12 protein-coding genes are annotated in these 13,688 nt (G+C 39.2%); 9 read left to right on the top strand and 3 right to left on the bottom strand.

Annotation, left to right across the window (positions count from 1 at the left end; all coding sequences use genetic code 11):
- Window positions 1–20: 20 nt before the first annotated feature.
- Window positions 21–1,454 carry a rhamnulokinase gene (locus tag IGK61_RS14300; protein ID WP_167826912.1) on the bottom strand — a complete coding sequence of 478 codons (1,434 nt, stop codon included), beginning with the start codon at window positions 1,452–1,454 and terminating at the stop codon, window positions 21–23.
- Between the two features lie 182 nt (window positions 1,455–1,636).
- Between IGK61_RS14300 and IGK61_RS14295 the strand changes: the two genes are divergently transcribed.
- Genes IGK61_RS14295 through IGK61_RS14270 form a run of 6 tightly spaced genes read left to right on the top strand, consistent with a single transcriptional unit; the run spans window position 1,637 to window position 6,931 of the window.
- On the top strand, window positions 1,637–2,956 hold the full coding sequence (locus IGK61_RS14295; RefSeq protein ID WP_074535451.1) for an alpha-L-fucosidase: 1,320 nt from the start codon (window positions 1,637–1,639) through the stop codon (window positions 2,954–2,956).
- The gene (locus IGK61_RS14290) at window positions 2,953–3,912 is read left to right on the top strand and encodes a PTS sugar transporter subunit IIB (RefSeq protein ID WP_074535452.1); all 960 of its coding nucleotides are present in this window, start codon (window positions 2,953–2,955) and stop codon (window positions 3,910–3,912) included. Before IGK61_RS14295 ends, IGK61_RS14290 begins: the two co-directional genes overlap by 4 nt.
- Window positions 3,909–4,715, top strand: coding sequence for a PTS mannose/fructose/sorbose/N-acetylgalactosamine transporter subunit IIC (locus tag IGK61_RS14285; RefSeq protein ID WP_074535453.1), 807 nt, complete (start codon window positions 3,909–3,911; stop codon window positions 4,713–4,715). Before IGK61_RS14290 ends, IGK61_RS14285 begins: the two co-directional genes overlap by 4 nt.
- On the top strand, window positions 4,699–5,493 hold the full coding sequence (locus IGK61_RS14280; RefSeq protein WP_074535454.1) for a PTS system mannose/fructose/sorbose family transporter subunit IID: 795 nt from the start codon (window positions 4,699–4,701) through the stop codon (window positions 5,491–5,493). The genes IGK61_RS14285 and IGK61_RS14280 overlap by 17 nt, the downstream gene beginning before the upstream one ends.
- 35 nt (window positions 5,494–5,528) lie before the next feature.
- Complete coding sequence (locus tag IGK61_RS14275) at window positions 5,529–6,230, top strand: SIS domain-containing protein (RefSeq protein WP_074535455.1); 702 nt, start codon at window positions 5,529–5,531, stop codon at window positions 6,228–6,230.
- Window positions 6,231–6,289: 59 nt separating this feature from the next.
- Window positions 6,290–6,931 carry a copper homeostasis protein CutC gene (locus IGK61_RS14270; RefSeq protein WP_074535456.1) on the top strand — a complete coding sequence of 214 codons (642 nt, stop codon included), beginning with the start codon at window positions 6,290–6,292 and terminating at the stop codon, window positions 6,929–6,931.
- Between the two features lie 514 nt (window positions 6,932–7,445).
- Here the strand turns inward: IGK61_RS14270 and IGK61_RS14265 are convergent.
- The gene (locus IGK61_RS14265; RefSeq protein ID WP_074535457.1) at window positions 7,446–8,108 is read right to left on the bottom strand and encodes a GntR family transcriptional regulator; all 663 of its coding nucleotides are present in this window, start codon (window positions 8,106–8,108) and stop codon (window positions 7,446–7,448) included.
- Window positions 8,109–8,288: 180 nt separating this feature from the next.
- Between IGK61_RS14265 and IGK61_RS14260 the strand changes: the two genes are divergently transcribed.
- The gene (locus tag IGK61_RS14260) at window positions 8,289–9,575 is read left to right on the top strand and encodes a PTS sugar transporter subunit IIC (RefSeq protein ID WP_074535458.1); all 1,287 of its coding nucleotides are present in this window, start codon (window positions 8,289–8,291) and stop codon (window positions 9,573–9,575) included.
- Window positions 9,576–9,580: 5 nt separating this feature from the next.
- Complete coding sequence (uidA, locus tag IGK61_RS14255; protein WP_074535459.1) at window positions 9,581–11,341, top strand: beta-glucuronidase; 1,761 nt, start codon at window positions 9,581–9,583, stop codon at window positions 11,339–11,341.
- Window positions 11,342–11,624: 283 nt separating this feature from the next.
- Here uidA and IGK61_RS14250 read toward each other — a convergent pair whose 3' ends face one another.
- Window positions 11,625–12,416: an L-threonylcarbamoyladenylate synthase gene (locus tag IGK61_RS14250; protein ID WP_074535461.1), complete on the bottom strand. Its 792-nt coding sequence runs from the start codon at window positions 12,414–12,416 to the stop codon at window positions 11,625–11,627.
- Between the two features lie 322 nt (window positions 12,417–12,738).
- On the opposite strand from IGK61_RS14250, the gene IGK61_RS14245 reads away from it, so the two are divergent.
- Window positions 12,739–13,659, top strand: coding sequence for a cation transporter (locus IGK61_RS14245; protein WP_074535462.1), 921 nt, complete (start codon window positions 12,739–12,741; stop codon window positions 13,657–13,659).
- Window positions 13,660–13,688: the final 29 nt, after the last annotated feature.

Below are 13,688 nucleotides of genomic sequence, written 5' to 3'. Positions count from 1 at the left end.
TCTTTTGCTAAAAGAGATCTTTACTTTGAGAATAGCGATTGATATATCTTATAGGCATCCTCAAAAGAATCATTTTTTTTTGGATGATAGTGTTTGAGTGGAGCATAGTTTGCCACAAGCATAATCAATTCTTCTTGAGACTTTATTTCTTTTAAAGAGGTGTATTGTGCAAGCGCATTTCCTAAAGCGGAACTCTCTGGATAACATACTGTGATAGTACATTTGGTTAAATCAGCAAGGAGTTGATTTAACCAAGAAGACCTGCTTCCGCCGCCAAAAAGAAAAATTGTTTGCGGCGACTGTGTTATCAAAGCTTCAAATATCATTGTGTATTTAAAAGCTAGGTTTTGATAAATTGTCGTGATTAATTCTTGCGGAGAGGAAAGTCGGCTATATCCTTGTTTTTGACCGTACGATTCCAATAGGGCGGTGAATTCTCCTTTCTTAGAAAATCGGTGATCGCCAGTGTCGAAATAAAAAGAGAGGGGTTTGGTATTGTTAAGCGGTTGTAAATCCTCGATAGTCAATGAATGCTTTTTTTGAATCGCTGTCAATGCTTCTTCGATGTACCACATGCCTAGTAAGTTTTTTAACTGCAAAATCTTTCCATCGCCTGATTGCTCATAAGAATAGCCGTTTTGTAAAGGATGACGTAGAGAAATCCCGCTCTCTTCTTTTTTTCCTAATACTGACCATGTGCCTGATGACAAGAAAATGCTTGTGTGTTCTGTGCTCGGTAATGCGTAGACAGCACTGGCTGTATCATGCTGCATAACGGAGTAGACTGGAATAGCCGCTTGCTCAATAGGCACAGTACCTACCTGTGTATAAGGAAGCACGATTGTTGAAAAAAGAGCAGGATCAATGTCTATTTTTTTTAGTAATTCACAGGACCAGTTGTTTTTCTCTAAATCGAATAATTGACTCGTAGAAGCAATCGACGTCTCGGAAAGCAGCGACCCTGTCAATAAAAAATGAATTAAGTCCGGCATCATTAATAATTTTTTGGCTTTTTTTATTTTTTCTGGATGTTTCTCTTTCAGATAGATAAGCTGCGAGCTGCTGTTAATGGATGCATTTTCTATTCCTGTTTTTTGACGAAAGAGATCAGGCAAGTCTCTTCCATAATGACTATTTTCTTGAAGAAGCATGGTTTGGTAACTTAGAGGATCCATCACTAATTGATTATTTTCATCAATTAGTCCAAAATCACATCCCCATGTATCAAAGCCGATACTTTGGATTTGATATTGATGGTAAGCTTTTGCAATAATTTTTTTGATGTTTCTTTTTATCTTTCTCATGTCCCAATGATACTCTTTAGAGCTTGATAGGTAGTATTGGTATTGGTCAAATCGGAAAACCTCAGCTTCTTCCAAGTAACCGTTCTCTAAACGATAAACAATGCCTCGAGCGCTGGTTGCGCCCAAATCGAATGCTAGTACAGCAGTCATAGTGTCCTCCTAATTTATAAATAATTTCGTAGGTCATAGTCAGTTTAGCGGATAAAACTGCTTTTTTTTAGTATTGAACAAATTTATGAACAAACATCAAGAATTTCTCCATATATAGCCAAAACAAGATGTAACCGATATCATTTAGGTGGTCGATCAATTTGAATTTTCGGGAGGATAACATGGCAGAAATTACAAATAGAAAAAAATGGTTCTCAGAAAGCAGATATGGTTTGTTTATCCATTTCGGATTGTACTCCGTAGCGGCTAGACATGAATGGGTTCAGACATTAGAAGAGATCAGTGTCGATGAATACAAAAAATATTTTGATCACTTCAATCCAGATTTATTAGATCCTAACGAATGGGCAAAAAAAGCAAAAGAGGCAGGATTCAAATATGTCATAATCACCGCAAAGCATCATGATGGTTTTTGTTTATGGGATACTAAGGAGACAGATTATCAAATTTGCAATACAAACTATCGAAAGGATCTCTTAAATGAACTAATCGAAGCCTTCCGAAATGTTGGAATGAAGATCGGTCTGTATTATTCTCTTCTGGATTGGCATCACCACGGATTTGAAGTAGACGGCTACCATCCTATGAGAAATAAGCACGAATATATTGAACGTCATCCTGGCGATATGCATACTTATCGCAAATTTATGTCAAATCAAGTCAAAGAACTGCTTAGTAATTATGGAAAGATTGATTATATATGGTTTGATTTTTCATATAAAAGTAGAGATTGGGGAACTTCATTAGGAAAAGGAGCAGAAGACTGGGGAAGTAAGGTTCTGGAAACACAAATTTTACAGTTGCAACCCGATATTTTAATCAACGATCGTTTAGGATTAGGTAGAGGTGTACAAACACCGGAACAGTTTTCGAGAAACAAAGGATTAGAAGACGAAAATGCACTGTGGGAGACTGTTCAAACTTTAAATAATAGTTGGGGATATGATCGTGACAATCTTCAATTTAAATCAAGTGAGCTAGTTCTCAAACAGCTTATCGATACCGTATCGAAAGGCGGAAACTTTACTATGAACATCGGTCCGAATGCCAGAGGGTTGTGGGATGACCGAAGCGCATCTATCCTTTCAGAAGTAGGGCAGTGGCTTGTCAGAAATGGTGAATCGATCTATGGTTCAACTTCGTGCAGCTATCGCCCACCAATCGATTGCCGCTATACTCAAAAAGGGGATAAATTGTATCTTCATATTTTTAGTTGGCCGTATCGAACAATTCTATTGCCTGATTTAGGTGGGAAAGTTTCTTTTGCACGATTGCTTCATGATGGATCTGAAATACGTTTTTCAGATACAAAAAACTTAGGAGGAGAACGGGAAGCGACGACTGATCTTTATAAAGAAATCACAGAAGTTCATATTAAGGAAGCTTTAGATCCGACTATGCTGATGCTCAATGTTCCAATCATCAAACCAAATGAATTCGTTTCAGTTATTGAATTAACATTAAAGGAGGCGCTTGAATGAGTTGCGGGATTGTTTTGATAAGTCATGATGTATTCGCTGAGGGGATAAAGAAGACGGCGGAAATGATAATGGGTATTCAGGAAAATGTTGAATCTTGTGTTTTTTATTCGGAGGCCAGTCCGTTAGATTTCAAGAAGGAATTACAAGAGGTGGTAAATTGTTTTGCCGAAGAAGATGAAATTTTGATTCTTGCAGATATTTGGGGCGGAACACCTTTTAACTGTGCTATCCAGTTAAAAGAGACTTCTTCAAGAAACATTGAGATCGTTGCAGGAATGAATGTACCAATGCTGCTTCAAGCGTTTAGTTTGCGTATGAATGACAAAGTCTCCTTAGCGCAAATTGTAAGTGATTTGCTGAAAGAAGGAAAAGAAGCCATTCGGTCCACGAGAATGATGGACAAAGAAAAAGTTTCTAATCTTACGCCCATACTTGAAAATGGTGACAATAACAAAACAACTCATCTCGGAATTGCACATGTAAGGCTGGACGAGCGATTGATTCATGGACAAGTAGCAACACTCTGGATAGGGAGTCTTGGTGTAAACCGAGTGATGATTATTGATGATGAGATCGTGGATGATGAAATAGCCAAAGCATCGTTAAAAACAGCTATTCCAGGAGGTATAAAGCTGAGCATTCTGAAAGTTGAAACCGCTGCTAGGCGTCTTAAAGAAGGTCTATACGAAGGACAAAAGGTGATGATAATTACGAAGACGATTCAAAGTATATTTAAGCTGATCGCTTTAGGTACACCAATCAATTATGTCAATCTTGGGAATGCGAGTGCAAAAGAGGGAACTATCCAAGTGAAAAAATCACTGTTTTTAAAAGAAGAGGCGATCAAAAAAATATTAGAATTGGAAAAGCGAGGGATCATTTTTACTGCTCAAATGGTACCAATGGAAGAAGAAAAAGCTTTTTCACAATTATATAGAAAGCAGGGGACGAGATGAACATTGAGATTTGGCAAATCATCGTTTTATCATTATTAGGATTCTATGCAATCGTTGAGAATTTAGGAATAAACATCTTTGCAAATCAAGCGTTGATCATGGGGACCATCACAGGACTTGTCATGGGAGACCTTGAGATGGGTTTAGCTGTTGGAGCAACACTACAACTTATGGGTTTGGGGATTCAAGCATATGGTGGTGCAAGTGTACCTGACTACATGACTGCAGCAATTGTCGGGACTGTCTTCGCAGTGACAAGCGGGCGAGGAGTAGAATTTGGTATTGGTTTAGCAGTACCAGTTGCTTTATTAATGATTCAACTAGATATTCTCGCACGATTCTGTAATGTGTTTTTCCAAAAGAGAATTGATAAAGCAGTTGATGAAATGAAACCAGCAAAAATAAAACGATATCATCTATTAGGTACCTTTAGTTGGGGATTATCCAGAGGTGTTCCAATTTTTCTCGTATTTAGTTTTGGAGAAACGATTGTTGAATTTGTTTCAAATGTTATTCCAGAGTGGTTGACAGGTGGATTGTCTGTTGCCGGTGGAATGCTACCGGCAGTAGGTATAGCCATTTTGCTGAGATATTTACCTGTAAAGAACTTTCTGACTTACCTGATCATTGGTTTTATAGCAGTCGCCTATTTGCAGATGCCGATGTTCGGTGTTGCTTTATTAGGATTTGCATTGGCGCTCTATCAGTTTAAAAAAATGACAACTTCTGTTGGTAATGGTAATTTTTCGGCCGTGATGAATGATTCTAAAGGAGGTCTAGCAGAAAATGAATACGAAGATTAGTCAAAAAGATTTAAATAAAGTTAGTATCGATTGGCTATACGGCAGTCAGCTGTCATGGAATTATGAACGTATGATGGGCGGCGGATACTTATATGCGATGCTTCCAGTCATTGAGAAGCTCTACAGTGAAGACAGCGAAAAACGAAAGGCAATGATGAAAGTTCACAGTCAATTTTTTAACACAACTCCTCATATGGGCGGATTTATTCTCGGTATGGACATTGCGGCGGAAGAGGCAGAGGGTTATAAAGCTAAAGATACAGTTGCAAGCTTAAAAACGGGTCTAATGGGTTCATTTGCTGGTGTCGGGGATACAATTTTTGGCGTGTTATTTCCAACGGTCTTTGGTTCTGTTGCATCTTACTTGGCTTTACAAGGAAATGCGATAGGTGTAGTGATTTGGCTATTAGTCAACATTGCGATTTTGGTTTTCCGATTTTTCACTGTTCGTATTGGCTATCATCAAGGTGTAAAGCTTGTAACCAGTATGTCTGGACATCTCAATGCTTTGACTAATGCTGCTACTCTGTTGGGGGTTACAGTCATTGGTGCAATGATTCCATCAGTTGTAAGGGCCCCGATTGTGTTGACTTTTGAGACTGGGGAAGTCTCGTTAAATATTCAAGAGACATTGGATCAAATTATGCCAATGCTTATTCCAGCATTATTAGTTGGAATCATTTATTGGCTATTAGGGAAAAAACATGTAAATTCGACCCGAGCAATTTTAGGGATCATCGTACTATCAATTCTATTACGTGTATTAGGTGTGATGTAGACAACTGAAGCAGTATAAAAAGGAGTGAATTCAAGATGTTAACTTTTTTTGAAGAATGCAAACGATTAACGAAATTGCTGGAAGAAAATGAGTCGGGAAACATTACTAAAGCGGCAAAAATCACAGCTTCTGCAATTATGAATGGCGGAATCATTCAGTCATTCGGCAGCGGTCATTCCTATGCTGCGGCTATTGAAATCAGTGGAAGAGCCGGAGGCTTGATTCCAACAAAAGTCATAATGGATCCTGCTGGCGGAATGTATGAACAGTGCGAAGGTGTTGGCAAGACATTGATGCATAAAGTGCAGATTAATGAATGTGATGTTTTTTTCTTAATATCGAATTCTGGTCGAAATCCTATGGCAATTGAGATGGCGAAAGAAATCAAAGAACATGGGAATAAATTGATCGTAGTAACTTCTTTAGATGTCTCAAAACGTGCGGAATCGAGACACAGCAGCGGAAAAAAACTTTACGAGTTTGCAGATGTCATTTTGGATAATCATTCTGCTTTTGGCGACGCTTCTTTGGATATTGACGGCCTTGATACAAGGGTCTGTGGGACGTCATCGTTTGCTGCAGTGCTTTTATTACAGCAAACAATGTATGAAGCCATTCAACTCATGGTTGAAGAAGGCTATGAGCCGCCGGTCTATCTAAGTGCGAATATTGATGGCGGTCATGAACGAAATCTGCAGATTGAAAAACACTATGCAGAACGGATTTTTCATATTTAAACGCTGGCAGAAGTCATATTTTGGAAACGGCTTTCGGATGCCTAGAGAGGAGCAAACGATTGACTAGTGTTATCAAAGAATTTTGTGCAGAAAATTTCGAAACAATTGCGGCAGCCATTGATTCTGGAGCCAATCGAATTGAATTGTGTGATAACTTAGCGGTTGGGGGGACGACCCCTTCCTATGGAGTGATCAAACACGCCCTTGCGATTGCTCATTCTAAAGAAGTTCCAGTAATGACAATGATAAGACCGCGAGGAGGAGATTTTTCCTTTTCTGAAGAGGAGTCTGCAGCGATGATGGCGGATATTACGATCTGTCGACAGCTTGGTTCCGATGGTGTGGTTTTTGGTTGTTTAAAAAATGGATGGATCGATGAGGAAGTAATGGAACGATTGATAAAAGCATCAGGGGAGATGCAAATTACCTTTCATATGGCTTTTGATGAGTTGACAGTTGAGAAACAGCTAAAGGCGATTGATTGGCTAAGTCATAGAAATGTTCATCGGATTTTAACTCATGGCGGTCCTGCACACAAAAGTATTGTAGAAAATTTTGCTCATTTGAGAAAGCTTATAGAATATGCAGCTGATCGACTGATTATTTTACCAGGAGCAGGGATAACTTATAGGAACGCAGCATCTGTTCTAGATGCATTGTCGATCAATGAAGTACACGGAACAAAAATAGTGCCGTTATAGAACATCCAAAAAGTGATAAACTGATCTAAAGCCGATCTGCTCGTGGTCAGATCGGTTTTTTGCTATACATAAAAGATGTCACCAACAGCACAATCGGTTCATGTTTGTGGCGATGAAGGATCTATTTATATAAGTTAAAAGTTATGTTGGGTATTTTTCGATTCGTGGTTAACACTCTATAAAATAATGAACTGGTTAATAGAAGCAATGAGGAAGATAAGAAAACTGCGGCAGTACCAAGCAGTCTGTAAATCGAATCAAGGGATAGGAAAGAAGCATTTGAAGCGATCACTCATGATAGATGGCGAAAAAAATGAATCACGAAGTTCGGAGAACCAGCAGGAGCGATCATTCGTTGTCAAGTGATAATTAGGGGGGAACGGATGAATATACTTAATCAGTCATGTTAATGTCTGAAGCATAAAAGACCAGTCCGAAAACTATCGGACTGGTCTTTTATGCTGGTTCGCAATCAAACAAGCAACCCTTTGTCTGCAGCTTCCAACGTATAGAATTAATCAAAGTACTCATGAAACTCACCATAAACAGCTTCATAATTTTCATCAACGAGGTCTAAATGACGAGAAACTAAATTTGCGATAAGGTCTGCATCTTTGGCTTTCAGCGCTTCATAAATATCCCAATGCTGCTGCAGGATATTCATCCAGTCAAAGTCTTTTACTTTTAAGGTCAAATGGCGGTAGCGATTCAAATGAACATTTAAATCCAGCAACCAAGTATAAACATGTGTTTTATCGGTCACCAGGTAAAAAAATTGGTGAAACTCTTCGTCCAATTCAAAGAATTTTTCCGAGTTGCCGTTTTTTAAGTAAATCTCTTGCATCTCGACGATTTGCCGAAGGGATTCAATTTGTGCATCATCAATAATCCCAACCGCTTCAACCACAATAGCAGATTCTAATTTTTCTCGTACAAATTTTGCTTCCCGAACTTGCTGCATATTGATTTTGGAGATAAACGTTCCGCTTTGAGGTCTTATGACTAACAACCCTTCTCTTTTCAGTTGAAGAATGGCCTCTCTAACGGGAGTATCACCGATATCCAGCATAGACACAAATTGTTTTCTTGAGATTTTTTCCCCAGGCAATAATTCCAATCGAATAATCTTTTCTTTAATGATGTGATAAGCTTCATCTTTATAGCTTGCTATAGTCATTTGGCGTCTCCTATTTTTATTAATATATTAGTTTGTCTTTTCAGTATAACTAATAAAGATAAAAAAAACTATTGCAACCTTTGAAAGCGCATGCTAATATTCTAATATATTAGTTAACAAGTGCACATTTTAATTAATAGCAAAGGAAGAAGTTTATATTAAAGAGAGAAGGAGAAACAGATGGAAAAAATAATGGCTACTTTTGATGGGGTCTTGGCAGGGGTCACGAAATTCAGTAATAATAAGTATATAAAATCGATTTCTGATGCAATGATGGCACTGATCGGTATTATGATTTTTGGTTCATTTGCAGTTATTTTTCGTGCATTCCCAATACCAAGTGTTGCGGAATTTTTCGTCACTATCGGACTTGATGTGTTTTTTGGCGCAATCAACAATTTGACGATTGGTGCAATTTCAATTTATCTTGTCTTTTTGATAGCAAAAAATTTGACGGCCAAATTTAACTTGGGAGAAGATGGTACAACTGTCGGGTTGATTGCAATCATGAGCTTCTTGATCTTTACACCATTAGGTAATTATACCGTCGACGAGGCCAATATCACTGCGATTCCACTTACTTGGATTGGAACGAGCGGTATGTTTTCTGCAATAATAATTGGGCTTTTAGTTGGTCGAGGCTATGTATTTATTAAGGAACGGAAGTGGACAATCAAAATGCCTGCGAGTGTCCCACCCATGGTATCGCGTTCATTCGAAGCACTGATCCCAACTATTTTATTGGGTACACTTTCCGGTTTTGTCGCGTACTTGTTTAGTCTTACTTCCTTTGGCAATCTGCATCAGCTGATTTTTACGATCGTTCAAACGCCGTTGCAAGGAGTCGGAAGTTCTATCTGGGCGGTCATGCTGATTATTGCTTTTCAACAATTTTTGTGGTTCTTGGGTATTCATGGAACGAATGTTATTGGACCAATCGTCACACCGATCTGGATGGCTTTGAATGTTGAGAATCTGACTGCCTATGAAGCAGGGCAGCCATTACCGAATATTGTTACTCATGCATTTATCAATATCGTTTGCTGGGGAGGATCGGCATTGGGACTGGTCTTGCTGATGCTGTTTGTAAGCAAAAGCCAACGCTATAAAGAGATGGGAAAAATTTCGATCATCCCAGCATTATTTGGTATCACTGAACCGGTAATTTTTGGAACTCCATTAGTTCTAAACTTTAAAATGGCTGTACCTTTTATTTTCAATAATTCGATTTGTTTAGGAATCGCGTACTTCTTAACCAATATCGGATTCATCGAACGAACGATTGGTGCACAAGCGATCTTTGGATTGCCAGTAGGATTTCATGCTAGTATTGGCGGTAGTGTATCGATCATTATTCTGCAGCTTCTTTTGCAGTTGATTTTGTCGCCGATCCTTTGGTATCCATGGTTCAAATTGATCGATAAAGATGCATACTTAGAGGAACAAAAACATGCAGAAAGCAGGTAAATAAAATGTTGTATCCCGTGATGAATGAAACACGTTCGCTGATCGATTTAAGCGGCATCTGGCGTGTTCAAGTTGAAAAACAGAATGAAGCAATTGATCCAGCGAAACCTTTGAAAGATCCTTTCTTGATCGCGGTACCAGGGTCTATTGATGACCAAGTAATTGATGAAACAATTAGGAAACATGTTGGAAACTTCTGGTATGAAACAGAAATGATGATCCCAATTTCTCTAATGGATGAAAGAAAAGTGTTGCGCTTTGCCTCCGTGACTCATGAAGCAGTTGTTTATATCAATGGAATAAAAGCAGCTCACCATATTGGCGGATTTACTCCCTTTGAAATAGACATTGATTCTTTGGTTCATGCTGGGAAAAACGATTTAAAAGTGTGTGTTTCAAATATCTTGGATGAAAGTACACTGCCATGTGGATTTTATCAAGAAAAAAATGACCGACCATCGGTAACACCTCGTTTTGATTTTTACAATTATTGTGGTATCCATCGTCCTGTGAAACTATACACAACGAAAAAAACATATATTGATGATATCGTGATCCATTATGAGTATCACGGTGGGGTAACAACGGTTCGGCCAGAAGTGTCTATTACTGGGAACTATGATACCATCAAGCTGAAAATTTGGGATGAAGACAATCAGTTGATCGCCCAAAGCAGTGATGTTGAACAACCGTTAGTAATCTCTGAAACTCGACTCTGGCAACCACTGGATGCTTATCTTTATCGATTGGAGGTATCGCTCTTTGATAAAGAACTTTTGATCGATACCTATACTGAAGAATTCGGTGTTCGAACGATTCAAATAAAACAGAATAAAGTCTATATCAATGATAAAGAGTTTTATTTTAAAGGTTTTGGCAAACACGAAGATTTCCCTGTATTAGGTAAGGGGTACAACGGCGCCGTTGCGAATCTGGATAAAAACCTTATGAAATGGCTGGGTGCGAATTCTTTTCGAACATCGCACTATCCTTATTCAGAAGAAGAAATGCGGCTTGCTGATCGTGAAGGAATCGTTGTTATTGACGAGGTTCCCGGTGTGGGACTGTTTACTAATTTTCACGTAGATGTCAATTTGAACAATAACAAGAAAAATACTTGGGAGACGCTGAGAACACATGAGAACCATCACAAGGTGATTCAAGAGTTGATTGAACGTGATAAGAACCATGCATGTGTGGTTGTATGGGCGATCGCGAATGAACCAGCGAGTCATCAAGAAGGTGCCGGAGCATATTTTAAACCGTTGGTTGAATTGGCTAAAGCATTAGACCATCAAAAACGGCCTATTGTGATACCAAACATCGTCAATGCATCGCCAGATTTAGATCAAGCAGCAGAACTCGTTGATATTCTTTGTTTGAATCGCTATTATGGCTGGTATATAGAGCACGGGGATCTTGACTCTGCAATGATAGGGCTTCGACAAGAAATTGAAAAGTGGCACGAAAAGTACCCTGATAAACCGATCATGTTTTCTGAATTCGGAGCGGACACGATTTCAGGCTTGCATTCACTCTATCGGACACCTTATTCAGAAGAATTCCAAATTGATTTTTACAAAGCCAATTTTGAAGTGCTGGATGCTTTAGATTACGTTGTTGGGGAACACTTATGGAATTTTGCTGATTTTGCAACAGCTGCGAATATTCGTCGGATCGATGGCAATAAGAAGGGGATATTTACTCGCGACCGCAGACCAAAATCGATTGCCTTTGAAATCAAAAAACGCTGGGAAGCACGATAAGAAAACATACCTTTACCCAACGGATGGCTCAAACAGCAATCTATACAGTAGATAGACTAAATGATGTCCGATTTCTTAAACGTATGATTGCTGGAGGCTCGAAAAATCAAGCGAAAGAATCAATGAAATTGCTGAAAAAAAAGAGAGTGAAGACCCGCAAGGCGGTCTTCACTCTCTTTCGTTTGTTTCGATGGCAGTTTCCAACTGCTGTTGAATCTGACGAAATATAGCTGTACTGATTTAGAATAGAGGATCAACAAGCGTTTGTCTATTACAAAAAGACTTAATAGTACTCCCCGTGGCGATAGTCCCATGAGTTGAAGTGATCAGAAAGGTACATTTGGATTTTTTCAACATCGAGTCCTTTACGGATCAAGACAGGTGCGGGAGTGATGGAGCGTTGGTCTCCTTGCTCTGGAATCAAGTTGCCGTCTTTATCAACGAAAGAAACCATGACTCCTTGCTCATAGCGGGTTTCCAGCGTTTTGTCTGGTTGGATCGATGCAACATAGTCGTTGCCTTCAATGATTAGATCGGCTTCTTGCGCGATTTGTTCGCCGATCCCTTCAACAAGTCCGCGGTTTCCTTTGCCTGAAGGGTTCGCTGAGCTGGCGAAAAGCAATTTCTTTTTCTGATCCCAAAGCTCTTTTGAAATCTGCTCACCTGGGACACCGAATTTGATCACAAAACAGCTGGTTCCCCGAACGTCCGTCATCAATTCTTCTGAACCATCGTTTGGGATATAGGCTTTTCCTGATTCTTTCCAAGGCAAAATCGCACCGAATAACACGTCATTGTTCCAGCAAGTTTCGTAAACGGCGGCGGTTTCCGCATTTAATTCGGCTAATTCATGTAGCTGTTCCAATGAGCTGCAAAGAACGACGCCTGGTTTGTTACGCTTGCGATTCTTTGCTGAAAACTTGCGTTCCAGCCCATTTTTATCAGAGACGGCAATGATATAGCCGACTTTGGTGGGGCAAACGATTACTTTGCCTTCTTCATTCAAATAGTTGATCGCACGTTGGTTGGGTTCTCCTGTCCATGGGACTTGTTTTGTTTCTTTCACTCTCTTCATCCTCCCTGTCTTCCAATGAATCGCCGTTATGAAAAATATAACGGAATATTCTGAAAATTCTGATTGAATATGGTTACCCTTGATGATAAGGGAATCAATCTGTGTAGTCAAGGGGATTTACACCAGAATGTGAAAAGAGTGGAAGAGGAAAATCGAATATACGTCACTAGAGAATAGAGTGAATGATTGACAGCAACACTATTTTTTTCCGCTTTGTATGAAAAAATTGACTGTTTTTCATGTTATTTATATGGGAAGATAGGCTTATAGATAGAAGAACGCAATCAAAAGAATAGTTTTTTTGTGAAAGATGAGGAGTATCATGAGTGAAAAGAAAAAAATACGCAAGCTTTTGTTGGCATCGATTGTCGCTGGGAGTATCTATGGTGGCGGTGCCTTGCTTTTTGGGTTGCTGGTCAGTTATAACGTCCTCTTGTTAGATGGGGTCTATACATTGATTGGTGCAGTGATGTCACTGATTGCTTTGTATGTAGCAAAATATATCCAAGCCCAAGATTTTGAACGTTTTCCATTCGGTAAAGAGGCATTGATGCCATTAGTGGTATTTATTCAATATAGTATCATCCTGCTGATCTCAATTTATGGGATCATTGAGTCTGCTTTTAGTTTATTACACGTCAGTGATGGCATGATTGATCCAATCGGTTTGTATTTCTCGCTGGTTGGTACGATCTACTGTTTCTCTTTTTACTTGTACTTAAAAAAGAAACCACTGACCCATCCCTTTTATTGGGTGGAACTAGAACAATGGCGTTTCGGCTTTTTCTTTAGTCTGGGTGTCGTCGGTTCATTTCTTGTGTCCTGGCTGATCCAAGCCAGTCCCTATGGGAATTTTGCGATGTATGTCGACCCAATCATCTCCATCGGGATCACCTTGTTCTTTATCCAGCTTTCGATAAAAGAGTTGAAAGCAGCGATTTTAGAATTGACTTCTTCTACTCCAAAAGAAGAACTGCGGGAGACCATCATGACGATCGTTGAAAAAGAATTGCGCGCAGAAGAAGTGATAGACTTTGTGTTACGTACCGCCAAAGTCGGTAATCAAGTCATTGTGGAATTAGATGTAGTGATTTTACCTGAAACTCCTCTCGATACAGTAGGTCAACAAGATCCCTTGCGAGAACGATTGAATCAGGCAATCAGCCAACAGATTTCCGGTTATTCCCTCTGGCTAAACATAAATTTTGTCGGTGACATCAAATGGGCGTATAGTGAGGAGTAAGAATGGCTGCAAAGCAGCTTGAATAAACC

It is taken from the genome of Enterococcus sp. AZ063, assembly GCF_051715045.1.
Taxonomy (GTDB): domain Bacteria; phylum Bacillota; class Bacilli; order Lactobacillales; family Enterococcaceae; genus Enterococcus_D; species Enterococcus_D casseliflavus.
The sequence above is the reverse complement of the archived record's forward strand: the minus strand, read 5'-3'. Positions and strand labels throughout refer to the sequence as shown.